Genomic DNA, 22348 nt, shown 5'->3' on the forward strand with positions numbered 1-22348 from the left:
AGATCAGAGGGATGTTGCGACCGTTCCTTGAATCCGCCGCCCTGGTGGGGGCGCTGCCGTACGAGGGCCGACGATCACGGCGCAGTGGTCGTCCCACATCACCGGGGCATCGGAGCCGACGTGGCGCGATCCGACCAGCTCGGCGCCCCACCTGCCGTGATCAGCGGTTCGGCGCGTCTTCCGGCCGGATCTGGCCGTTCGTGCGCCGAACCGCTGATCATGTGGGGGTCAGGGCTTCAGCCAGACCGAGGTGTCGCCGGGGAGGGCTCCGTCGTCCGTCAGCGCGTCGCTCGCCAGGAGCACCGTCGCCCCCGCCGGGAGCGCGACCGGTGCACTCCCCATGTTGACGACGCACGCGAAGCCCTCGCCGCGGTCGAACGCGAGCACGTCCTCCCCGGCGTCGGCCCGCCACCGCAGGGGCCCGTCGCCGAGCTCCTTGGTGGCGCGTCGCAGGTGCAGGGCGTGGCGGTAGAGCTCCAGCATCGACGACGGGTCGCCGCTCTCCGCCTCCACCGTCAGCGCCGCCCAGTCGTTCGGCTGCGGCAGCCACGTCTCCGCCGCGGTCGTGAAGCCGTAGGGCGGGGCGGCGCCCGACCACGGGATCGGCACGCGGCAGCCGTCGCGACCGCGTTCGGTGTGCCCGGAGCGCTCCCACGTGGGGTCCTGCAGGACGTCGGTGGGGAGGTCCTCCACCTCGGGCAGCCCCAGCTCCTCGCCCTGGTAGACGTACGCGCCGCCGGGCAGCCCGAGCGTGAGCAGCAGCGCCGCACGGGACCGCCGGGTGCCGACCGCGAGGTCGTAGGGCATGTCCAGCAGGTCCTGGAGCCGGTGCCGGCCCGGGATCTGCTCCGCCCGCGCGTACCGCGAGAGGTGGCGTGTGACGTCGTGGTTGGACAGCACCCACGTGGGCGGCGCCCCGACCTTGACGTGCTCGGCCAGCGTCTCGTCGATGGCCTTGCGCAGCCCCGGCCCGGTCCACGGCGCGACGAGGTAGTTGAAGTTGAAGGCGGTGTGCAGCTCGTCCGGGCGCAGGTAGTGCGTGAGCCGCTCGGGCTCGTCCACCCACGCCTCCGCGACGAACACGCGCGGCGGCGAGTAGGAGTCGGCGATGGCCCGCCACTCCCGGTAGACCTCGTGCACCTCGTCGCGGTCCCAGTGCGGGTGCGGGCGCCACGGCGGCAGCACGAGCTCGCCGTCCTGCTCGACGTACTCCCGCGGGTAGACCAGGTCGCCGACGTCGGGCAGGCCCGGCTCCTTGATCAGCGAGTGGGCCACGTCGATGCGGAAGCCGTCCACCCCTCGGTCGAACCAGAACCGCAGGGTGTCGGCGAAGTCGGCCCTGACCTCCGGGTGCTCCCAGTTGACGTCGGGCTGCTCGGGCGCGAAGAGGTGCAGGAACCACTCCCCGTCGGGGGCCTGCGTCCACGCCGGGCCGCCGAAGTTGCTCACCCAGTCGTTGGGCGGGCCGTCGCCGCGGCCGGGGCGGAAGATGTAGCGCTCCCGGGCCGGCGATCCCGGACCCGCCGCGAGGGCCTCGACGAACCACGGGTGCTGGTCCGAGGTGTGGTTCGGCACGATGTCGAGCAGCACCCGCAGGTTCCGCTCGTGCGCCTCGGCGACGAGCTCCTCCGCCTGGCTCAGCGTGCCGAACCGGGGCTCGACGTCGCGGTAGTCGATCACGTCGTACCCGGCGTCGGCCATCGGCGACGGGTACCACGGGTTGATCCAGAGAGCGTCGACCCCGAGCGACGCGATGTGGTCGAGCCGGGAACGGAGCCCGGCGATGTCGCCCAGACCATCACCACAGCAGGGCCCGTCCCCGTCGCCGTCACGGAAACTGCGGATGTAGACCTGGTAGATGACGGCCGAACGCCACCAGTTCTCCGAGCTCACTTAGGACTTCACCCCTCCGGCGGTCAGTCCGGACACGATGCGGCGCTGGAAGATCAGCACCATGATGATCAGCGGGATGGTCAGGATGATCCCGGCGGCCATGATCGTGCCGGTCGGGATGTCGCGACCGGTGGTGCCGGTGAAGAACGTGACCGCGACGGTGGCCGTGCGGATGTCGGCCTTGTTGGTCATGGTCAGGGCGATGATGTACTCGTTCCACGCCGCGACGAACACGATGATCGCGGTGGTGAACACGCCCGGTGCGGCGATCGGGATGATCACCTTGCGGAACGCCTGCCCCTGGGTGCAGCCGTCGATCATGGCGGCCTCCTCCAGCTCGGCGGGCATCTGGCGGAAGAACGCCGTCAGGTTCCACACCGCGAGCGGCAGGGCGAACGACATCGCCGGGAGGATCATCGCCTGGTAGGTGTTGATCCACCCGATGTTCGTGAACAGCTGGAACAGCGGGATGACCATCGCGATGCCCGGGAACATCGAGCAGGCGATGATGATGCCGAGCGCCGCGTTCTTGAACCGGAAGTCCAGCCGGGCCAGCGCGTAGGCGGCGATCGTGCCGATCAGCAGCGTGAGCACCGTGACGACGCCGGCCACGATGATGCTGTTGATCAGTGCGATGCCGAAGGCGTTCTTCGGGTTGAACACGTCGATGAAGTTCTGGAACGACAGCGGTGCCGGCACCGGCGCGATGGAGAACGTGTCGGTCGGCTGCCGCAGTGCGGTGACCAGCATCCAGTAGAACGGCGCCAGGCAGTAGACGATGATCACTGCGATGCCGAGGTACGCGGCCCACATGCCGTAGTTCTTCTTGGCCGGGACGGTCGGGATGTCGACCGCGGGCGAGCTGGCGGTCTTCGTCGTGTCGATCGTGCTGCTGCTCACGGCGTGTCTCCCTTCGCGACGGTGCGCAGACCCCGACGGCGTCCGGCCGCCTTGGGGGTCTTGGCCCGGTTGTCCCCGATGACGTCCGCCCCCAGCAGCTTCACGAACGCGTACGACACGAGCACGACGTAGAGGAACAGCACGACGGCGTAGGCCGCGGCCGGGCCGTACCGGCTGTTGGTGTTCTCCAGGAAGGCGAGGATCGAGATCGTCTCGACGCTCGGCTTCTGCGGGCCGATGAGGACATAGGGCAGGTCGAACATGCGCAGGTTGTCGAGCAGCCGGAACAGCACGGCCACCAGCAGTGCCGGCTTGACCAGCGGGAGCGTCATGCTCCAGAACTGGCGCCAGGCGTTGGCACCGTCGATCTTCGCGGCCTCGTAGACCTCGGCCGGGATCACCTGCAGGCCGGCGAGCACCAGCAGGGCGATGAACGGCGCGGTCTTCCAGGTGTCGGCGATGATGACGGCCGCCTTGGCCTGGAAGCCGTCGGTGGCCCAGAGGATCTGCTGGCCGAGCAGCTTGTTGGCGATGCCGTTGGAGTCGAAGATCCACCGCCAGAGCAGGGCGGAGACGACCGTCGGGATGGCCCACGGCACGAGGATGCTCGCGCGGATCAGGCCCTTGCCCTTGAACGCCTTGTTCATGATCAGGGCCATCGCCACGCCGAGGATCACCTCGATGACGACGCAGATCACGGTGAAGAACGTGGTGTTGTAGAAGGCGTTCCAGAACCGGACCCCGGTGTCACCGGAGAAGATCGCGGCGTAGTTGCCGAGCCCGACGAACTGGTCGCCCTGCACCACGAAGCCGTCGGCGTCCGTGCCCTGGTTCTGCGAGTACAGCGACTGGTAGATCGCCGCGAGGATCGGGTAGCCGATGACGAGCAGCAGCACCCCCATCGTCGGCGTCAGGAGCTTCGCCGCGAGCGACCCCTGCTTCCGGGTGTCCTTGCTCTTGGTCACTATCGGAACGGGCGTCTGTGGCGGCGCCTCGACCACGGCCATGCTGACCCTCCTTGGGCGGGAAAAAGGGGCGGCGGGCGAAGTGCCCGCCGCCCCGCGGGACTGCGACGATCAGCTTCCGCTGGTCAGCGCCTCGAGCTTGGTCTGGAGCTGGCTCAGGGCCTGGTCAGAGGTCATGTTGCCCTGGATCGCCCCGTAGGCGGCGTCCTGGATGGCCAGCGTCGCGTCGCCGTAGCGCACGACCTTCGGACGGGCCTGGGCGGCGAGGATCGACGCCTTGAGGGTGGTCAGGTAGGGCAGCGAGGCCTGCAGGGTCGCGTCGTCGTAGATCGACGTGTACACCGGTGCCAGCGAGGCCTGCTGGACCTGGATCGTGTTGGACTCCTTGCTGGTGTAGAAGTTGATGAAGTCCGCCGCGGTCTTCTTGTTCTTCGAGTAGGTGGAGATCGCCAGCGCGTGGCCACCGAGGCTCGAGACGCCGGGGCCGTTCAGGCCGGGCAGCGGGGCCACGGCGAACTTGCCGTTGACCTTCGAGGAGCCGTCGGTCTTCTCGGCCAGCGTGTACATGTACGGCCACTGGCGCTCGAAGACGAGCTTGCCCTCCTGGAAGGCGCGGCGGGCCTCCTCCTCCTTGTAGGTGATGGCCTCCTTCGGGATCTCACCGCTCTTGAAGCCGTTCACGAGGAAGTCGAGGCCGGCCTTGGCCGCCGGGGTGTTGACGTCGGGCTTGCCCGACGGGTCGGTGATCACGCCGCCCGCGCTGTTGACGGCCTCGGCGAAGTTCACCGTGAGGCCCTCGTACTTCTGGAACTGGCCCGCGTAGCAGCTGACGCCGGCGCCCGCCGGGGTGGCGGCGACCTTCGTGCAGTCGGCCTGCATGTCGGCCCAGGTCTTCGGGGGGTCGGTGATGCCGGCGGCCTTGAGCAGGTCGGTGCGGTAGTAGAGCATCCCGCCGTCGGAGGCGTAGGGGATGGCGAAGAGCTTGTCCTTGTACTTCGCCGAGTCGATCACCGGCGGCAGGAAGTCGGCCGTCTGCGGGAAGGTGTCGGTCGGGAGCTCGACGATGTAGCGGTTGGCCGCGAACTCCGCGGTCCAGACGTTGTCCACGGCGAGCACGTCGTAGGCGTCGGACTTGGCGTTGGCGTTCTGGATCATCTGCGCACGCTGGGCGTCGGCGTCCTCGGGCAGCTCGATCAGCGTGACCTTCTGGTCCGGGTGCTGCTGGTTCCAGGCGTCGAGCCGGCCCTGCACGAAGTTCGAGGTGTCCTTGCCCTGGACGAGCGTGATCGGGCCGACCCCGTCCAGCGCGGCGGGAGCGTTCCCCGAGCTGGTGCTGCTGCTTGATCCACCACCACACGCACTCACGAGGAGGGCGGTGGCAGCCACGAAGGCTCCGACCGCGAGTGGCCTGCGGCGCATGGGCGTTCCCTTTCGTCGATGTCGACGCGATGTCCCGCGGCGGATGCCGTTTGGGAGATAGCGTTTGCGGTCCGCAGAGTGTCACGAATCACTTCTGTGGGCCAGAGATGAAGTGTGCGTTTCCAATTCGTGACCTTCCAGGTGGTCCGAGCTGGTGGATCATGTACCGACGCCGACTGCAAACGGTTGCAGGTGGGCGGCGCAAAGGTGTGACGACAGGAGGCGGGGGCACATGCAGGACGACGTGCAGCCGGTCAGGTCCGGGCGCCCGCGGCACGCCAGCATCATCGACGTGGCGACGCTCGCCGGGGTCTCGCCGGCCACCGTCTCCCGGTCGCTGCGCGGGCACCACAACGTCTCGCCGGCCACCCGTCAGCGGGTGCTCGAGGCCGCCGAGGAGCTGTCCTACAGCGCGTCGCCCCAGGCCTCCGGTCTGGCGTCGGGGCGCACGCGCACCATCGGCCTCGTCGTCCCGTTCGTCACGCGGTGGTTCTTCGCCAACGCCGTGGCGGGCGCCTACCAGGTGCTCGCCGACGCCGGCTACGACGTGCTGCTCTACCACCTCGGCAGCGCCGCCACCCGCGACCGCTTCTTCGAGCGGATGCCGCTGACCCGCCGCGTCGACGCGGTGGTCACGCTCGCGCTGCCGCTCGACGAGGAGCACACGCTAGCCCTGCGGGCGCTCGACATGCCGCTGGTGACGCTGGGTGCGCAGATCCCGGGGGTGTCGTCGGTGCGCATCGACGACGCGGCGGCCGTGCGGCTCGCCGTCTACCACCTGGTCCACCAGGGCCACGAGGACATCGCGATGATCTCGGGCGACCAGGACGACCTGGGGTTCGGCTTCCTGTCGTCGCAGGACCGCTGCGAGGGGTTCCGGCAGGCGATGGCGTCGGCCGGGCTGCGCGCCCGCGAGGAGCTCATGGTGTCGGGCGAGTACGGCATCGAGGGCGGGGCCCGGGCGATGACGGCGCTGATGGCCGGTCCGACCCTGCCCACCGCCGTGTTCGCCGAGTACGACGAGCTGGCGATCGGCGCGCTGCGCACGTTGCGGCGTGCCAGCATCCCGGTGCCCGGGCGCGTCTCGGTGGTGGGGATGGACGACCACGAGATGGCCTCGGTCGTCGACCTCACGACCGTGGCCCAGCCGGTGCTCGAGCAGGGGGGTACCGCCGCCCGGCTGCTGCTGGAGGTGCTCGACCGGGGGGAGACCGAGGTCGTCGACGTCGTGGTGCCCACCCGGCTGGTGGTGCGGGGCACGACGGCCGCACCTCATCCGAACTGACGCTGTTGCGTGCGCCACATTCGTGGCTACAGTGCGGGAGCCCTCACTCGGATCGTCCGGCACGTTCCTGCCGGTGAGACTAAGGATGTTCCAGCAATGGCTGCTGTCACGTACGACCATGCCTACCGGATCTACCCGGGCTCCACGAAGCCCGCGGTCGAGGATCTGAACCTCGAGGTCGCCGACGGGGAGTTCCTCGTACTGGTCGGCCCGTCCGGATGCGGCAAGTCCACCTCCCTGCGCATGCTCGCGGGGCTCGAGGACATCGACAAGGGATCGATCCTCATCGGCGGGCGCGACGTCACGCGCGTCCCGCCGAAGGACCGCGACATCGCGATGGTCTTCCAGAACTACGCGCTCTACCCGCACATGACGGTCGGCGACAACATGGGCTTCGCGCTCAAGATCGCCGGCGAGTCGAAGGCGAAGATCGCCGAGCGGGTGGCCGAGGCCGCGAAGATCCTCGACCTCACCGAGTACCTCGACCGCAAGCCCAAGGCCCTCTCCGGTGGCCAGCGCCAGCGCGTCGCGATGGGCCGCGCGATCGTCCGCAACCCGCAGGTGTTCTGCATGGACGAGCCGCTGTCCAACCTGGACGCCAAGCTGCGCGTCTCCACCCGCACGCAGATCGCGTCGCTGCAGCGCCGGCTCGGCGTCACCACCGTCTACGTCACGCACGACCAGGTCGAGGCCATGACCATGGGCGACCGCGTCGCGGTGCTCAAGGACGGCATCCTCCAGCAGGTCGACTCGCCGCGGCAGATGTACGACAAGCCGGCCAACGTGTTCGTCGCGGGCTTCATCGGCTCGCCCGCCATGAACCTGCTGCCCGTGCAGATCGAGGGCGACGTCCTGAAGTTCGGCTCCTCGGAGATCCGCGTGCCGCGCCAGGCCGCCGACGCCGTCGCCGGCAGCCGCTCGGTCACGGTCGGGGCCCGCCCCGAGGACATGAAGATCGTCGACTCCGGCCAGGGCCTGGCCACGGAGGTGGAGGTCGTCGAGGAGCTCGGCGCCGACGCCTACATCTACGGCAGCACCGAGCTCGGCGGCGAGCGGCGTCCGATCATCGCCCGGGTCGACGGCCGCAACGTGCCGGAGAAGGGTGCGATCCTGCACCTCGCCCCGGCCGACGCCCGCCTGCACCTGTTCGCGGGCGACACGGGCGAGCGCATCGAGCTCTGACGCCCCGGGCCCGGATCGCACGGAGCCCCCGACCCAGCAGCACCGAGGCCTCGACTCGCGAGCGTTCCGCGAGTCGGGGCCTCCGTGCGCGCGAGTCGGGGTCAGGGTGCGTGTGGGTCGCGGTGGGAGAGCGGTCAGCCGGCGACGGGCGCCGGGAGGGCGGCGTGGAGGCGGACCTCGCCGTCCACGATCTCGGCCGACGGGCGCAGGCCGGCCCGGCGCAGCAGCTTCGTGATGCCCAGGTCCTCGGGGCGCGCGATCCCCGTGAGCTCCGTGATGCCCTGCTCGGTGGCCAGGTCGGCCACGCGACGCAGCAGGGCCGTGCCCAGTCCGCGGCCGTGCCAGGCGTTCTCGACGAGCACGGCGAAACGGGCGACGCCGTCGCCGTGGATGTCGAGGTTGGCCAGGCCCACGGCGCTGCCGCCGTCGGCGGTGACGGCCATGACGGCCTGGCCCGTGCCGGTCTCGCCGTGCAGCAGCGCGTCGAGCTGCCCGGGGGCGAGCCGCGGGGTGGGGCTCAGGAACCGGGAGCGCCGGGCCTCGGGTGAGCAGCGCGCGTGCAGCGCGGCCGCCAGCGGCGCGTCCGACGGGCCGGCGGCGCGCATGCGCACCTCGGAGCCGTCGCGCAGGAGCAGGATCCGGTCGTTCGCGGCCACCCGGGCGGGCGCGCTCATGGCCAGCTGTGCCGCGAGCTCGAGCAGCGCCGCGGCGCGGGACAGCTCCGTGGCGGTGAAGGGCCAGGCGCGGCCGAGCCGCAGCTGGTGGGTGCCCACGCGCAGGGTGTGGATGTGGCCGGTGGGGTCGGCCGCTGCGGGGTCGACGAGCCGCGCCCGGAGCATCGTGGCCACGGCGCGGGGCGCGCTGCCGGGGTCGGCGGCCACCATCCGGGCCAGCGCGAGCGCGGTGGTGGCGGGGTCGGACAGCTCGGTGGCGTCGGCCCGCACCAGCAGCGTGCACGGGATGCCCGCGCGCTCCACGGCGTCGACGAGCGCGGTGGCGTCGATCGGGTCGGGCACCTTCACCAGCAGCTCGTCGGTGACCGAGCCGTCGTCGGCGGGCTCGCCCACCATGTGCAGGGCGATGATGTTGCACCCGGCCGCACCGACGGCGGTGGCGAGCTCACCGAGCCGTCCGGGCCGGTCTTCCAGCTCGACGTGTACGCGCCACAGCACCACGACGACCACCTCCCCGGGGACGCCCCCATCCTGCTAGGGGTGTGTTTCGTCATTGCTACCGGGTGGTGACAGCGGAGCCGGGATAGGTTGTACACAACATAGTCGAGTGAGGAGATCACCATGGCAGAAGCGATCTACACGGCAGAGGCGACCTCGTCGGGCGGCGGCCGGGACGGCCGGGTACGCACCTCGGACGGGATCATCGACCAGGACCTGAAGATGCCCCCGGCCCTGGGCGGCCCGGGTGGCGCCACCAACCCCGAGCAGCTCTTCGCGGCGGCCTACGCCACATGCTTCCACGGCGCCCTGCGCATGGTGGCCAGGAGCAAGGGCGTGAAGGTGTCCGACGACGCCACCGTCGACGCGTCGGTCAGCCTCGCCCCCGACGACACCAGCTTCGGGATCAGTGCGGTGATCACCGCGCACCTGCCCGGGCTGGACCAGACCCAGGCCGACGAGCTCGTCGAGGGCGCCCACCAGGTGTGCCCGTACTCGAAGGCCACCCGCGGCAACGTCGACGTGGTGCTCAAGGCCACCGTCTGAGGTCGTGCGTGGAAATCAGTGCTCCGACACCGACTTCCGCGCACAGGCGCGCAGCGCAAAATCCACCTCGGTGGCGATGTGCTGCAGCGTCTGCTCCACCACCAGGCTCCCGTGACCCGCGTCGAACCGGCACACCTCGTAGGTGACGTCGCCGCGGGCCGCGAGGGCGTCGAGGTAGTTGTCCACCTGCTGGATCGGGCAGCGGGGGTCGTTCTCCCCGGCGAGCACGAGGACGGGCGACCGCACGGCGTCGACGTACGTGAGGGGTGACGCCGTGCGGTACAGCTCGGGCTGGTCCTCGGGCGAGCCGCCGAACAGGGCTCGGTCGAACGAGCGCAGCTGCTCCATCTCGTCGGCGTAGGCGGTGAGGTAGTCGGCCACCGGCACGCCCGCGAGCGACGCGGCCCAGCGCTGCGGCTGCGTGCCCGCGGCGAGCAGCGCCAGGTAGCCGCCCCACGACCAGCCCTCCACCACGCACCTCGACGGGTCGCTGATCCCCGCGGCCACGAGGTGGTCGTACACGGCGGCCACGTCCTCCAGCTCGGTGAGCCCGGGCCGGCCCTCGATCGCGTCGCGCCACGGCGAGCCGTAGCCCGTCGACCCGCGGTAGTTGACCTCGACGACGACGAACCCGGCGTCCACCCACACCGCGCGGACCGGCGAGAAGCGGTCCTCGTCGGCGGCGTGCGGGCCGCCGTGCAGGGAGAACACGGTGGGCAGCGGCCCGTCACCGGCCGGGCGGGCGACCAGCGCGTGCACGTCGCCGACCCACACGTCCTCCACCGGCACCGACCCCGGCGGGCGCTCCCCGGGCGGTGTGACCAGCACGCGGTCGGTGCCGTCGGGGTGCAGCGCCCGGATCGTCGACGGCTCGGCGGCCGACGAGCACGAGTACTCGACGGTGCCGTCCGGCCGCACGTCCGCGGACCCGACGCAGCCCGGCGCCACCGGCAGCTCGGTGAGTGCGTCGGTGGCCAGGTCGTAGCGGTGCAGCCGGGTGCGGGCGGCGTGGGTGTGCCAGACCAGCAGGAACGACGCGTCGGGGGAGAAGTCGGCGACGATCTCGCCGGGCAGGTCCAGGTGCAGCTCGGTCTCCGTGTCGGCGAGGACGTCCCAGACCAGCAGCTCCTCGCGGCCGTGGCGCTCGTGCACCATCAGCAGCCGCCCGTCGCCCGCGACCGGGGCGAACGCGAGCGCGCCGAGCCCGAGGCCGGGCCCGTCGTGCTTCTCCGCCACCGTGGCGCCGTCGGCCACCCGGATCACCCGCACCGCGGGGTGCCGCGAATCGCCGTGCTCGGAGTGGCTGATCGCGAGCAGCGTCTCGTCCTCCGACAGCGCCCCGACGCCGCCGTCCTCGGCGTGGGCGTAGACCACCTCCACCGGGCTGTCGCCCCGCCGCACCCAGACCTTCGTGCCGTCGTCGGTGGAGGTGCCGGCGACCACCACGGTGCGGCCGATCTCCAGCCCGGCCGGGTAGCCGTCCTCGACGCCGGGCACCGCCGGCTCCGCGACCGCGTCGGCGGGCAGGCCCCCGAACGGCTCGCTCACCCAGCGCCCGAACTCGTCGCCGTCGGTGTCGTCGAACCACCAGATCGTCTCGCCGTCGGGCGGGAGCGTGGCGGAGTGGGTGCCGCTCTTGCGGTCGGTGACCTGGCGGTGCAGGTCGGTGGCCCGGTCCCACGCGTAGATCTCGGTGGTGCCGCTGGCGTTGGACGTGTAGAGGTTGCGGTCCGGGGCGTCGCGCGCCCACGCCGGTCTCGACATCCGCGCGGCGGTGAACCGCGCCCGCCACCGCTGCTCGCGCTCGTCGTCGAAGAGGTGCTCGGGGACCGGGGCAACGGGATGCGGGCTCACGGGTCCCGATGGTGCCATCATCGAGGACGTGGCCGAGCCCGTGCGTCCCGAGGCTGTGCATCCCGACGACAGGCGAGTCTCCGCCCCGGGGATCTTCTCCGACAGCGCGGGCGGCGCCACGATGCGCGTGCTGACGATCATCTGGGCGTCGCTCGTCGCCGTGATCCTGGTGGTGCGGGGCTCGTCTCCATCACCAACGCCGAGCTGACCTACCCGTGGGTTCCGGGGCCGCCCGGGGCGGTGCCGGCCGTGCTCTACGCGGCGGGGATCGGACGGCCGGACAGGGGCTGAAGGAACTCGAGCCGGTTGCCGAACGGGTCGGCCGCGTAGAAGCGGCGGTGTCCGGGGAACTCGCCGTCCCAGTCCGGCTCCACGCCCGCGTCCACCAACCGCCGGCGAGCTCGTCGAGATCGGTGACGAGGATGCCCGGGTGCGCCTTGCGGGCCGGCCGGAAGTCGGGTTCGACACCGAGGTGCAGCTCCACGCCACCGGCCCGGAACCACGCACCTCCCCGTGCCGCGAGCACCGGTGGCTTGGCGATCTCCGCCATGCCCAGCGCGTCGACGTAGAAGGCGCGGGCACGGTCCTCCTCGCCGGAGGGCATGGCGAGCTGCGTGTGGTGGAGGTGGTCGAACACGGTCCTGATCGTAGGGTGCGGAGTATGGGGATCACGCCGTTGGAGCGGCTGCGCGCCATCGCGGCGGCGGGGGAGTCGCTGGCCCCGGTGCACAGTGCGCTGGGCACCGTGGTCGACCACGCAGAGCCGGGCCACGTCCGTGCGCACGTACCGGGACTGCCCATGGGGGAGCTGCGCGGCGTCGGCCCGATCCCGGTGCTCGCGGACCTGGTCCTGAGCGGGGCCGTGTCGACGAACCTGCCCGCCGGGGCTTTCGTCACCACGTTGACGATGCACGTGACCACCCTCGGCCCGCTGCCCCCGGCCGGCGCGCCGTTGCACGCGTCCGGCCGCCTGATCAGCGCCGATCCGGACAACGCGGTGAGCTCCGCCGAGATCGACGACGGTGCAGGCCGCACGGTGGCGGTGTTGACCAGCCGTTGCGCGATCGTGGGCGAACCGTCGCGGAACGGCCGTCCCGCCCACGAGCGGCGCCCCGTGCCCGCACCGTTCTCCGTGCTGGCCCTGCGGGCCGGACGGGCGACCGCCGACCCGGCGACGGCCAACTCCGGAGGTGCCGTGCAGGGCGGGGTGCTGGCCGCCGTGGCCGCCCACGCCCTGGACGAGGCGATCGGCGCGGTCCGGTCAGGACTCGCCGGGGCCCTGTGCGACCTCGAGGTCACGTTCGTGCGGGGGATACCGGCCGACGGCGCGCGCTTCACCGTCCGGGCGGAGGTGCTGCACGCCGGGTCCCGCTTCGCGAGTGCCAGAGCCGAGTTGCGGGACGGCCGAGGGCGGTTGGCGGTGGTGGCCTCGGCGTCCCAGTGGCGCGGCCGGCGGGACGTCATGATCGCCGGAACGGGGACATGAGCTGCACATGTGCAGGTGGTGTCCCGATTCCGGCGATCATGGCCTCGGTGGGCCGGTGACCTAGCGGACCTTCTCCGGGATGTGGTCGAGGGCGTCCAGGGCGTGGCGGGCGAGCTTCGTGGCGGCCTTCTCGTCCAGCTTCGAGTTGGCTCGGAGTGCTGCGGCGACGAGAGCGACGCGCTGGTCGTGGACGGAGACGTAGGTGGTGGGGCTGGCCATGGTGGTGCTCCGAGTCTCCCGGGCAGCGACGCGCCGGGGGTGAGCTGACGTCGGGGACGACGTGGACTCGAACGTCCGCGTGCGAGGTGCGCCCGACCCCCACAGCCTACTCCGAAACCGCAGGTCAGGCCGCGGTGGGCGGGGTGGGCCGCGGGCCGCGGGTGGGCAGCGTGATGCCGCACGCCTGGAGCGCGGCCTTCGCCTCGGGCGAGGTGAACGCGGCGCCGAAACCGCCACCACCCGGTGCGCCGGTGGGCCGGGGCTGACCGGTGGGGCGGGGCTGCCCGGACGGCCGCGGCGTGAACGTCGGCACCGTGATCCCGGCGGCCTGCAGGCAGGCGGTGATCTTCTGGCGCAGGGCCGGGTCGATGCGGGCGTTGCCGCCGCCGGCCCCGGGGGCCGCGGTGCTCGCCGCTGCGGTCGGGGTGCTCGCTGAGCTGCCGCAACCGGTCAGCCCGCCGACGACGGCGGCAGCGGTCAGGACGATCGCGGCACCTCCGCGCCGGATGGTGGTGGTTCTCATGGTGTCCTTTCGCTCACGCGGTCTTGCGGCTGGTGACGGACGTGGCTGTGACGGTCCCGTCGGGGTTCGGGGTACCCGCCACCGACACGGTGGCGCCGACGGCGAGACCGCCGAGCCCGGAGGTGGTGACGGTGGCGGTGGGCGGCACCGTCACGGTGACCACCGTTCCCGCGAAGTTCGTGATGGTCAGGGTGGTGCCGCTGATCGACTTCACCGTGCCGATGGCAACGGGGGTACCACCGCCCGCCGCCTGGCCGGTGGCGCCGCCCGCGCCGCCGAACCCACCCGCACCGCCGAACCCGCCGGCGCCCCGGGTGCGACCCGCGGTGGCTGCGGCGGCCAGGCCGGCGTCGTGCTGCTTCTGCACGGCGACGCCCCCCGCGAAGGCGAGCACCGCCAGCAGAGCCGCGAGCAGCACGAACGTCAACCTGTTGGTGCGCCTGGGGCGGTTCCAGTCGGGCTCGAAGAGATCGTCGTCGGGGTCCTGGGCCGGCGCGGGTTGCACGCCGTTGGTCGCGACGGGGCCGGTGGACCACCCGTCGGTGGTCGTGTCGTCGGGTGCGGGGACGGTCATCGGGCGACTGCTCTCACTCGTACCTCAAGGCGTCGATCGGGCGCAGCGAGGCGGCCCGGTTGGCGGGGTAGATCCCGAAGAACAGACCGATCGCGACGGAGACGCCGAACGCGAGCACGACCGAGTAGGGCGCCACCACCAGCTGGAACGTGCCGAACTGGAGCTGCCCGACCAGCACCCCGATGACCACGCCGATCAGGCCGCCGAACACCGACAGCATCACGGCCTCCATGAGGAACTGGCCCACGATGTCGGACTTCTGCGCTCCGATGGCCTTGCGGATGCCGATCTCCCGGGTCCGCTCGGTGACGGTCACCAGCATGATGTTCATGACGCCGATGCCCCCGACGAGCAGCGAGATCCCCGCCACGCCGCCCAGCAGGATGGTGAAGACGCCGGTGATCGTGCCCAGCGCGGAGAGAATCGACGTCGGGTTGAAGATCGAGAAGTCCTCGTTCGCCGCGGTGACGTGGTGGCGCTGGTTGAGGATCGAGGTCACCTCGTCCTGCGCCGCGGTGACCTCGGTGGAGGAGGCGGCCTTCACCGAGATGCTGCTGATGGTCCCGTAGCCGGTGAGGGTGTCCTGCACGGCGGTGAGCGGGGCGACCACGCGGTCGTCCTGGTCCTGTGGCCCGCTGCTGCCCTTGGCGGTCAGGATGCCGACCACCTGGTAGGCGATCCCGTTGAACTGCACGGTCTGCCCCAGGATCGCCGAGCCGTCGCCGCCGATCAGGTCGACGGCCACGGTGGTGCCCACCAGGCAGATCCGCTTGCGGGCGGTGTAGTCGGAGTCGGAGATCGGCACGCCCGCCTGGAGCGAGTCGTTGTCGTTCGTGAGGTAGCTCGGCGTGCTGCCGGTGAACGTGCCGACCGTGTGCGAGGCGCCCTCGTAGGTCGCCGTCACCGACGGTGCGGTGACGACCGGTGCCACGGACGCCACGTCGGGGGCCTGGGTCTCGTCGACCAGGGCCTGTGCGTCGTCGAGGGTGAGCTGGGGCTGCTGGACCAGCGTGCCGTTGTTGACCGTGGACGAGGACGCCGCTCCTCCGGCGCCGCCCGCCCCGCCGAACCCACCTCCGCCGGCCCGGGCGGCGCCGCCGAGTGCGCCGAGGCCGCCCGCCCCACCCCGGGCGCCGCCTCCGCGGCTGCCGGCGCCGGTGGTGGTCGAGGTGATCGTGAGCGTGTTGCTGCCGAGGCTGCTGACCGACTTCTGCACCGACGCGCTCGCCCCGGTGCCGGCGGCGATCAGGATGATCACCGCCGCGACGCCGATGAGGATCCCCGACATGGTCAACAGCGACCGCAGCTTGTTCGCCATCACCCCGCGGACGGCGAACCGGGCACTCTCGCGGAGGTTCACGACGTGACCCGGGCCTGTGGTGCGTGCTCGGCCGACCACCGTGGCGGCCGTCCGGCCGGACCGGCCACGCGCTCGTCGGAGAGGACCTTGCCGTCGCGCATCCGCAGCACACGCTTGGCGTGGGCGGCGACCTCCTCCTCGTGGGTGATCACCACGACGGTGCGGCCGGCCACGTTGAGCTCGTCGAACAGATCCAGCACCTCGGCGGTGCTGCGGCTGTCGAGCGCGCCGGTCGGCTCGTCGGCGAGCAGCAGGACGGGGTTCGTCGCGATCGCACGGGCGATGGCCACGCGCTGCTGCTGCCCGCCGGAGAGCTGCGACGGCCCGTGGTTCGCGCGCGCGGTCAGCCCGACCTGGTCCAGCGCGGCCAGCGCCCGCCGTCGCCGTTCGCCCGGCCGGATGCCGGCGTAGGCCAGCGGCAGTTCGACGTTGCTGACCGCCGAGGTCCGCGGGATCAGGTTGAACGACTGGAAGATGAACCCGATCTTGCGGTTGCGGATGATCGCCTGCCGCTTCTCGTCGAGGAGCCGCGTGTCGACGCCGTCGAGCAGGTAGCGGCCGCGGGTGGGCGCGTCGAGGCAGCCGATGATGTTCATCAGCGTCGACTTGCCCGACCCCGATGCGCCCATCACGGCCACGTAGTCGCCGCGCTCCACCACGAGGTCGACGCCGTCGACGGCCCGGACCACCGTGTCCCCGCTCCCGTAGATCTTCGAGACCGCCCGCAGCTCGATGACCGGCCGGGCCGGGCGCGTCATCCGCCGGTCCGGGGGAAGCCCGCGCCGCTGTTGGTGCCCGACGGCGTGGTCGACCCCGTGGCGGTGCCTCCGGTGCTCGGCAGGACCAGCACGTCGCCCTCCTGGACGCCGCTGGTGATCTCGGTGGTGGTGTCGCCGACGAGGCCGATGTCCACCGGCACCGTGGTGTCGGTGCCGTTGCGCCGCACCGTGACGGTGTGCCGGTTGCCGAGCGAGGTGATCGCGAGATTCGGGGCCGAGAGCACGTCGGTGGCGGCGGCGGCCGCGATCGTGAGGCTGGCGGTGGAGCCGATGCCGACCCCGGGCGGTGCCGTGTCGAGCGAGACCTGCACCGGGTAGAGCACCACGTTGTTGGTGACCGTGCTCTGCGGCGTGATCTGGGTGACCGAGCCGGTGGCCGTCTGGTTGGTGGCCGGGAACGTCACGGTGGCGGTCTGCCCGAGCTTGATCTTGGCGGCGTCGGCCTCGGCGATGTTGGCGGTGACGGCGAGCTGGCTGAGGTTGGCGATCGTGACGAACCCGGAACCGGCGGAGGTGGCCGACGAGCTGGCCGCGCTGGCGGCGCCGCTGCCGGTGGAGCCGCTGGAGGAGGTCGAGGAGGAGCCGCCCGACCCGCCGGAGGACGACTCGCCCACCTTGCCGCTGACGACCAGCACCACGCCGGTCTGCGGGGCCTTGAGTTCGGTCTCGTCCACGCCGTTCTGGGCGGTGTCCACCTGGACCTGGGCCTGGTCGACCTGGGCCTTGGCCTGGGCGATCTGGTCGGGGGTCTCGGGGTGGAGGTCGGCCTGCGCGGTGAGCTGAGCGGTCGTCACCTGGCCCTGGGCGGTGGTCACCTGCTGCTTGTCGGTCGCGATGGTGGTGTTGTCCTTGAGCAGGGTGGACGACTGCGTCTGCTGGGCGGTGGTGATGGCCTGCTGGTCTAGGTCGAGGGTCGTCTGCTGGGACTCCTCCGCGGTGGTGATGGCTTGGCGATCCGACTGGAGTGTCGCGTCACGGGTCGCCCGAGCTGATTTCGCAGCGGCGCAGTCCGTCGGGGCAGGCAGGCTCTGTCCGGCTGCGCTGGGTGCCATCGACGGCGCCGCACTGGTTTGCACGACGTTGCAGGACGCTTCCGCGTTGCTCACTGCGACGTTCTGCGTGTTCTCGTCGGACCGCTCTTTAGCCTGAGCGTTCGCCACCGCGGTGTTCGTCGAGTCCTTGTCGTCGTTGAACTTGGTCTGGGCGTTGTCGATCGCGCTCGCCGTGGAGGTGGTGTCCAGCGCCAGCTGGTTCTGCGCCGCCGTCACCGCCGCGTTGGCGTTGGCCACCCCCTGCTGGGCTGTGGTGATGGCCTGCTGGTCCTGCTGCTTCTTCACCGCCGTGGGGCCGGAGGCCGCCTGACCCAGCGCCGCCTTGGCGCTGTCGAGCTGGGCCTGGGCCGTCCGCAGGGATGCCTTGGAGCTGGTGGGGTCGATCGTCGCCAGCACCTCGCCGAGTGTCACCGTGTCACCCGCCTTCACGTTCACCGCCGTGACCGTCCCGGCCGTCTGGAAGCTCACCGGCGTACTGGCCGAGGAGGCGGCGTTGCCGCTGCCCGTGACGCTGGAGGTGACGGTCGCGCGGGTCACCGCGACCGTCCGCACCGCCACCGTCGGCGTGCTCGGGTTCCCGATCAGCGTGAAGGCCAGCACGATCGCGAGAATCAACAGCAGGGCGAGGATCAGGTTGAGCCAGCGCGCCCGGGGCGTCATCGAGTCGAAACGGGCGCGCAGCTTCCCCCACCGCGACGGCGGTGGCGGAGGTGCCGCAGATCCCTGCACCGGGATCTCGGTCGTCATCATCTCACTCATGAGGTCCTCCTCGACCAGGTCCCCACCCGGCGCGGACCGTGCGCCGTGAAGCTAGGAATTGCCTGTGAATAGAATGGGAACGGGCTGTGCGGATCTCGGAGCCCCTGCGCCGAGAATGCGCACGCTAGCTGGTAAAGGAATGGTTTTATTCTGCAGGTCGCAGATCACGAGGGGTTCGGATAAATCACACATGGGCGGGCCGTATGCTCCGTGAGGTGCCCCAGTTCAGGATCTCCGAAGCAGCCGGGCTCCTCGGCGTCAGCGACGACACCGTGCGGCGCTGGGTCGACGCCGAGAAGCTGCCGTCCCATCTGGACGCGTCGAACCGCAAGGTGATCGACGGCGCGGCCCTCGCGGAGTTCGCGCGCGAGCACGCCAGCGCGGCGCCCGACCCGTCGGGCGTCCAGGGTTCGGCCCGCAACCGCCTGGTCGGCCTGGTCACCGCGGTGGTGATGGACCGGGTGATGGCGCAGGTCGAGATCCAGTGCGGTCCGCACCGGGTGGTCTCGCTGATGAGCAGCGAGGCCGCGCGCGACCTCGGCCTGGCGCCGGGGGTGCTGGCCGTCGCCGTCGTGAAGTCCACCAACGTCGTGATCGAGACGCCGGTGCGCGCCACCTCGCTCGACGCGGTGCCGTGAGTCAGCGGCTCCGCGCCCGGTAACGCCCGGGCGTCACGCCCACGCGCTTCTTGAACTCGCGCGTCATGTGGCTCTGGTCGGCGAAACCGCAGACGCACGCGATGTCGAGCAGCGGGGAGTTGGTGCGTTCCAGCAACGCCCGGGCCCGTTCGACGCGCTGGCGGAGCAGGAACTCGTGGGGCGGCGCGCCGGTGCTCGCCCGGAACCGGCGGGCGAAGTGGTAGCGGCTCAGGCCGACCACGCCGGCGAGGTCGTCGAGGGAGAGGCTCTCGCCGAGGTGCTGCTGTATGTAGTCGCGGACGACGCGCTCCTGCCGGAACGACAGGCCGTCGGGACCCCCGGTCTCACGGAAGAGCACGTGCGCGTGCCGGCGCAGGATGTGCACGGCGAGCTGGCAGGACAGCGAGTCGACCATCAGCCTGCTCCCCGACGCCCCCTGCGCGGCCTCGTGGGCGATCTGCATCGCGGTGTGGTGGAGCGCCGGGTCGTCGGCCTTGATGGTGTCGTGCAGCTCCACCTCGCAGACGTCGCGCTCGTACATCTGGCGGCAGGTGGCGGCGAGCTCGTCCTCGGTGATGTAGACGTGCACGACCTCGATGTCCTCGGGCCACACCCAGTGCGACTCCGCGGCGCGGGTGAGCAGGGAGACGTCGCCGGGGCCGAGGGTCTCGTCGATCCAGGCGCCGTCGATGCGCCGCCGCATCGCGGTCCGGCCCCTGCGGTAGGCCACCACCATGTAGTCGCGCATCGCGGGGACCTCGACGTCCGAGCCCGCGTAGCGGTACCCGCGGACCGAGACACCGTCCCAGCCCACCTCGGGACTGCGGACCGTGAGATGGCCGGGGACCCATGTCGTGAGCTCGTCCGGGACGATGAACTCCGCGGCCACCGTGAACCTCCGCGTCTTCGCTGACGGGCGTTCTCCCAGGGTAGGCGCGGTACCCCGGCTCCCGGCGCGCGTTCGGCCCAACACCGCAAGTTCCTTCTACGGCCACGACCTGCCGTTCAAGCCTCGACCGGTGAGGGCGGGGCAGTGTCCTGGGTCACACCGAGAGCGGGGAGTGGCCTCATGGCGGACGACACCGGGACCGTGGACGCGGTCGTGATCGGGGCCGGGTTCTCCGGTCTGTACATGCTGCACAAGCTGCGCAACCAGATGGGCCTGACGGTCCGGGTGTTCGAGGCCGGCGGCGGGGTCGGCGGCACCTGGTACTGGAACCGCTATCCGGGTGCCCGCAGCGACTCCGACAGCTACGTCTACGGCTTCACGTTCGACGAGGAACTGTGGCGGGAATGGGAGTGGAGCGAGCGCTATCCCGAACAGCACGAGATCCGCGCCTATCTGGAACACGTGGCCGACCGTTTCGACCTCACCCGCTCCATCACGTTCGACACGCGCGTCACCGGCGCCACCTTCGACGAGGCCGCGAACACCTGGACGGTCACCACCGACACCGGCGAGACGGTGGTGACCCGCTACGTCATCACGGCCGTCGGTGCGCTGTCGTCGTCGAACACGCCGCCGTTCCCCGGAATCGACTCGTTCGCCGGAGAGACGTTCCACACCGGGCTGTGGCCGCACGAGGGCGTCGACTTCACCGGAAAGCGCGTCGGCATCATCGGCACCGGCGCGAGCGCCGTACAGGCCATTCCGCTGATCGCGAAGGAGGCCTCGGACCTCACGGTCTTCCAGCGCACCGCGAACTACATCATCCCGGCCAACAACGGCCCCGTTCCCGACGAGGTCAAGAAGGCCCGCCTCGACGACTACGAGGGAATCCGGGAGCGGATCCAGAACTCCTACTTCGGCTTCGAGCTGAACCTGCTGGAGAGCAACGCGGCGGACGCCACCGACGAGGAGATCTACGAGACGCTCAAACCCCGCTGGGACGAGGGCGGGTTCGGCATCTGGCTCGGCAGCTACGTCGACATCTTCTTCGACGACGACGCCAACGCGAAGGTCCGCAACTTCCTGCACGACCGCATCCGCGAGAAGGTGCAGGATCCGGCGACCGCGGAACTGCTGACGCCGAAGGGCTATCCGTTCGGCGTGAAGCGCAACCCGCTCGACTCCGGTTACTTCGAGACCTTCAACGAGCCGCACGTGCACCTCGTCGACGTGAAGTCCGACCCGATCGCCGAGATCACGCCCACCGGGGTGCGGCTGGAGAGCGGGGCCGAGTTCGCGTTCGACGCCATCGTCTACGCGACGGGGTTCGATGCCATGACCGGACCGATGAACAAGATCGACATTCGTGGTCGCGGCGGCGAGCTGCTGCGCGACAAGTGGGTCGAGGGACCGCGCACCTACCTGGGCCTGACCAGCGCGGGGTTCCCGAACCTGTTCACCATCACCGGGCCGCAGAGCCCGTCGGTGCTGTCGAACATGCCCGTCTCGATCGAGCAGCACGTCGACCTCGTGGCCCGGATCATCGGGGACCTGCGTGAGCGCGCCGCCGCCACCATCGAGCCCACCCGCGAGGCCGAGGACGCCTGGGTGCAGCACTGCCAGGACGTCGTCGCGCCGACGCTGTTCCAGCAGGCCGACACCTGGTACATGGGCGCCAACATCCCCGGCAAACCGCGCGTGTTCATGCCCAACCTCGATTTCGTCGGGCCGTACCGGGCGAAGTGCGACGAGGTCGTCGCGAACGACTACGAGGGATTCACGATCACCAGGGAAGGTGCGTCCGCATGATCGACAACCCGTTCTACTCCCACGAGTTCCACGGCGACTACGACCTCGTGAGCATCGGCCGGCTCGACCTGGAGGAGGGCGGCTCCATCGCGGACTGCCAACTCGCGGTCGCGACGTTCGGCACCCTGAACGACGCGCGCGACAACGCCATTCTCGTGACCACCTGGTACTCGGGCACCCACCAGATCTTCCGCGACGTCTACATCGGCCCGGACCACGCGCTGAATCCCGAGCGCTACTTCATCGTGGTGATCGACCAGATCGGTTCCGGGCTCTCGACGTCACCCCACAACGCGCCCGACGAGATCGCGATGTCGAACTTCCCGAAGGTCCGTATCGGCGACGACGTGGTGGCCCAGGAACGGCTGCTGCGCGAGCACTTCGGGATCGAGACGCTGCAGCTGGTGGTCGGTGGGTCGATGGGTGCCCAGCAGACCTACGAATGGGCCGTGCGGTTCCCGGACAAGGTGAAGCGGGCGGCACCGATCGCGGGCACCGCGCAGAACACCCCGCACGACTTCCTGTTCGGGAAGGCGCTGGTGGAGGCGATCACGTCGGATCCCGGGTTCGCCGACGGCGAGTACAAGAGCAACGCCGACGTGGTGGCCGGCCTCACCCGGCACGCCGGGATCTGGGCGGTGATGGGCTTCTCCACGGAGTTCTGGAAGCAGGAGGTGTGGCGGGCGCTGGAGTTCGGGTCGAAGGAGGAGTTCCTCGCCGGGTTCCTCGAGCCCTACTTCACCGCGATGGACCCCAACGACCTGCTGTGCATGGCGTGGAAGTGGCAGCGCGGCGACGTCGCGCGGCACACCGGCGGTGATCTCGCCGCGGCGCTGGGCCGCATCACCGCGACGACGTTCGTGCTCCCGATCAACGAGGACATGTTCTTCCCCGTGCGCGACCACGAGGCCGAGCAGGCGCTCATCGCGAACAGCGAGCTGCGGGTGATCGACGACGTGCTGGGCCACCTCGGCCTGTTCGGCGTCGCCCCGACGTTCATGCAGCAGGTGGACCGGCACCTCGGGGAGCTGCTGGCCCGCTGAG

The 22348-nt window shown here is 70.9% G+C and carries 21 protein-coding genes; 8 read left to right on the plus strand and 13 right to left on the minus strand.

Annotation, left to right across the window (positions count from 1 at the left end):
* Positions 1 to 228 precede the first annotated feature (228 nt).
* The 4 genes from BGP03_RS34440 to BGP03_RS34455 all read right to left on the minus strand — a co-directional run bounded on the left by BGP03_RS34440 (position 229) and on the right by BGP03_RS34455 (position 5144).
* Positions 229 to 1893, minus strand: a complete 1665-nt coding sequence (locus tag BGP03_RS34440; protein WP_296376569.1) for a glycoside hydrolase family 13 protein — start codon at positions 1891 to 1893, stop codon at positions 229 to 231.
* On the minus strand, positions 1894 to 2793 hold the full coding sequence (locus BGP03_RS34445) for a carbohydrate ABC transporter permease (protein WP_296376571.1): 900 nt from the start codon (positions 2791 to 2793) through the stop codon (positions 1894 to 1896).
* The gene (locus tag BGP03_RS34450; RefSeq protein WP_299738882.1) at positions 2790 to 3758 is read right to left on the minus strand and encodes a sugar ABC transporter permease; all 969 of its coding nucleotides are present in this window, start codon (positions 3756 to 3758) and stop codon (positions 2790 to 2792) included. Before BGP03_RS34450 ends, BGP03_RS34445 begins: the two co-directional genes overlap by 4 nt.
* 111 nt (positions 3759 to 3869) lie before the next feature.
* Complete coding sequence (locus tag BGP03_RS34455) at positions 3870 to 5144, minus strand: ABC transporter substrate-binding protein (protein WP_296376575.1); 1275 nt, start codon at positions 5142 to 5144, stop codon at positions 3870 to 3872.
* Positions 5145 to 5409: 265 nt separating this feature from the next.
* Here BGP03_RS34455 and BGP03_RS34460 point away from each other — a divergent pair, with 265 nt between their 5' ends.
* Together BGP03_RS34460 and ugpC are read left to right on the plus strand one after the other, a co-directional pair.
* Positions 5410 to 6462, plus strand: a complete 1053-nt coding sequence (locus BGP03_RS34460) for a LacI family DNA-binding transcriptional regulator (RefSeq protein ID WP_296376577.1) — start codon at positions 5410 to 5412, stop codon at positions 6460 to 6462.
* 96 nt (positions 6463 to 6558) lie between these two features.
* Entirely contained in the window at positions 6559 to 7644 is a 1086-nt protein-coding gene (gene ugpC / locus BGP03_RS34465) for a sn-glycerol-3-phosphate ABC transporter ATP-binding protein UgpC (RefSeq protein WP_296376579.1), read from the plus strand.
* Positions 7645 to 7778: 134 nt separating this feature from the next.
* On the opposite strand, the gene BGP03_RS34470 is transcribed toward ugpC, so the two are convergent.
* Positions 7779 to 8819: a GNAT family N-acetyltransferase gene (locus BGP03_RS34470; RefSeq protein ID WP_298800965.1), complete on the minus strand. Its 1041-nt coding sequence runs from the start codon at positions 8817 to 8819 to the stop codon at positions 7779 to 7781.
* A 120-nt stretch (positions 8820 to 8939) separates the two neighbouring features.
* Between BGP03_RS34470 and BGP03_RS34475 the strand changes: the two genes are divergently transcribed.
* Positions 8940 to 9362, plus strand: coding sequence for an organic hydroperoxide resistance protein (locus BGP03_RS34475; RefSeq protein ID WP_296376583.1), 423 nt, complete (start codon positions 8940 to 8942; stop codon positions 9360 to 9362).
* A 15-nt stretch (positions 9363 to 9377) separates the two neighbouring features.
* Here the strand turns inward: BGP03_RS34475 and BGP03_RS34480 are convergent, their stop codons facing one another.
* The gene (locus tag BGP03_RS34480; protein ID WP_296376585.1) at positions 9378 to 11216 is read right to left on the minus strand and encodes a prolyl oligopeptidase family serine peptidase; all 1839 of its coding nucleotides are present in this window, start codon (positions 11214 to 11216) and stop codon (positions 9378 to 9380) included.
* A 28-nt stretch (positions 11217 to 11244) separates the two neighbouring features.
* Between BGP03_RS34480 and BGP03_RS34485 the strand changes: the two genes are divergently transcribed.
* On the plus strand, positions 11245 to 11424 hold the full coding sequence (locus tag BGP03_RS34485; RefSeq protein WP_296376587.1) for a hypothetical protein: 180 nt from the start codon (positions 11245 to 11247) through the stop codon (positions 11422 to 11424).
* Positions 11425 to 11877: 453 nt separating this feature from the next.
* Positions 11878 to 12702 carry an acyl-CoA thioesterase domain-containing protein gene (locus tag BGP03_RS34490; RefSeq protein ID WP_298800967.1) on the plus strand — a complete coding sequence of 275 codons (825 nt, stop codon included), beginning with the start codon at positions 11878 to 11880 and terminating at the stop codon, positions 12700 to 12702.
* A 60-nt stretch (positions 12703 to 12762) separates the two neighbouring features.
* Here the strand turns inward: BGP03_RS34490 and BGP03_RS34495 are convergent, their stop codons facing one another.
* The 6 genes from BGP03_RS34495 to BGP03_RS34520 all read right to left on the minus strand — a co-directional run bounded on the left by BGP03_RS34495 (position 12763) and on the right by BGP03_RS34520 (position 17968).
* The gene (locus BGP03_RS34495) at positions 12763 to 12921 is read right to left on the minus strand and encodes a DUF6307 family protein (RefSeq protein ID WP_296376593.1); all 159 of its coding nucleotides are present in this window, start codon (positions 12919 to 12921) and stop codon (positions 12763 to 12765) included.
* Between the two features lie 124 nt (positions 12922 to 13045).
* The gene (locus BGP03_RS34500; protein WP_298800968.1) at positions 13046 to 13444 is read right to left on the minus strand and encodes a hypothetical protein; all 399 of its coding nucleotides are present in this window, start codon (positions 13442 to 13444) and stop codon (positions 13046 to 13048) included.
* Between the two features lie 13 nt (positions 13445 to 13457).
* Positions 13458 to 14018 (minus strand): DUF5666 domain-containing protein, encoded by a 561-nt coding sequence (locus tag BGP03_RS34505; RefSeq protein WP_298800969.1) that lies wholly within the window; start codon positions 14016 to 14018, stop codon positions 13458 to 13460.
* Between the two features lie 13 nt (positions 14019 to 14031).
* Positions 14032 to 15378 (minus strand): ABC transporter permease, encoded by a 1347-nt coding sequence (locus tag BGP03_RS34510; RefSeq protein WP_298800970.1) that lies wholly within the window; start codon positions 15376 to 15378, stop codon positions 14032 to 14034.
* Positions 15375 to 16136, minus strand: coding sequence for an ABC transporter ATP-binding protein (locus tag BGP03_RS34515; RefSeq protein ID WP_298800971.1), 762 nt, complete (start codon positions 16134 to 16136; stop codon positions 15375 to 15377). The genes BGP03_RS34510 and BGP03_RS34515 overlap by 4 nt, the downstream gene beginning before the upstream one ends.
* Positions 16133 to 17968 (minus strand): biotin/lipoyl-binding protein, encoded by a 1836-nt coding sequence (locus BGP03_RS34520; RefSeq protein ID WP_298800972.1) that lies wholly within the window; start codon positions 17966 to 17968, stop codon positions 16133 to 16135. Before BGP03_RS34520 ends, BGP03_RS34515 begins: the two co-directional genes overlap by 4 nt.
* 215 nt (positions 17969 to 18183) lie before the next feature.
* Between BGP03_RS34520 and BGP03_RS34525 the strand changes: the two genes are divergently transcribed.
* Positions 18184 to 18606: a TOBE domain-containing protein gene (locus BGP03_RS34525; RefSeq protein ID WP_296376604.1), complete on the plus strand. Its 423-nt coding sequence runs from the start codon at positions 18184 to 18186 to the stop codon at positions 18604 to 18606.
* Between the two features lies 1 nt (position 18607).
* On the opposite strand, the gene BGP03_RS34530 is transcribed toward BGP03_RS34525, so the two are convergent.
* Positions 18608 to 19495 (minus strand): AraC family transcriptional regulator, encoded by an 888-nt coding sequence (locus tag BGP03_RS34530; RefSeq protein ID WP_296376606.1) that lies wholly within the window; start codon positions 19493 to 19495, stop codon positions 18608 to 18610.
* 180 nt (positions 19496 to 19675) lie between these two features.
* On the opposite strand from BGP03_RS34530, the gene BGP03_RS34535 reads away from it, so the two are divergent.
* Complete coding sequence (locus BGP03_RS34535; protein WP_298800973.1) at positions 19676 to 21304, plus strand: NAD(P)/FAD-dependent oxidoreductase; 1629 nt, start codon at positions 19676 to 19678, stop codon at positions 21302 to 21304.
* Positions 21301 to 22347, plus strand: coding sequence for an alpha/beta fold hydrolase (locus BGP03_RS34540; RefSeq protein ID WP_296376610.1), 1047 nt, complete (start codon positions 21301 to 21303; stop codon positions 22345 to 22347). Before BGP03_RS34535 ends, BGP03_RS34540 begins: the two co-directional genes overlap by 4 nt.
* Position 22348 lies beyond the last annotated feature (1 nt).

The organism is Pseudonocardia sp. 73-21 (assembly GCF_001899645.1).
In the GTDB taxonomy this organism is placed as follows: Bacteria; Actinomycetota; Actinomycetes; order Mycobacteriales; family Pseudonocardiaceae; genus Pseudonocardia.

Bases quoted from the DNA above. Each gene is read 5' to 3' on its own strand.
- BGP03_RS34540 (WP_296376610.1), top strand. From the start codon at position 21,301: ATGATCGACAACCCGTTCTACTCCCACGAGTTCCACGGCGACTACGAC.
- BGP03_RS34535 (WP_298800973.1), top strand. From the start codon at position 19,676: ATGGCGGACGACACCGGGACCGTGGACGCGGTCGTGATCGGGGCCGGG.
- BGP03_RS34515 (WP_298800971.1), bottom strand. From the start codon at position 16,136: ATGACGCGCCCGGCCCGGCCGGTCATCGAGCTGCGGGCGGTCTCGAAG.
- BGP03_RS34460 (WP_296376577.1), top strand. From the start codon at position 5,410: ATGCAGGACGACGTGCAGCCGGTCAGGTCCGGGCGCCCGCGGCACGCC.
- BGP03_RS34500 (WP_298800968.1), bottom strand. From the start codon at position 13,444: ATGAGAACCACCACCATCCGGCGCGGAGGTGCCGCGATCGTCCTGACC.
- BGP03_RS34495 (WP_296376593.1), bottom strand. From the start codon at position 12,921: ATGGCCAGCCCCACCACCTACGTCTCCGTCCACGACCAGCGCGTCGCT.
- BGP03_RS34475 (WP_296376583.1), top strand. From the start codon at position 8,940: ATGGCAGAAGCGATCTACACGGCAGAGGCGACCTCGTCGGGCGGCGGC.
- BGP03_RS34520 (WP_298800972.1), bottom strand. From the start codon at position 17,968: ATGAGTGAGATGATGACGACCGAGATCCCGGTGCAGGGATCTGCGGCA.
- BGP03_RS34505 (WP_298800969.1), bottom strand. From the start codon at position 14,018: ATGACCGTCCCCGCACCCGACGACACGACCACCGACGGGTGGTCCACC.
- BGP03_RS34490 (WP_298800967.1), top strand. From the start codon at position 11,878: ATGGGGATCACGCCGTTGGAGCGGCTGCGCGCCATCGCGGCGGCGGGG.
- ugpC (WP_296376579.1), top strand. From the start codon at position 6,559: ATGGCTGCTGTCACGTACGACCATGCCTACCGGATCTACCCGGGCTCC.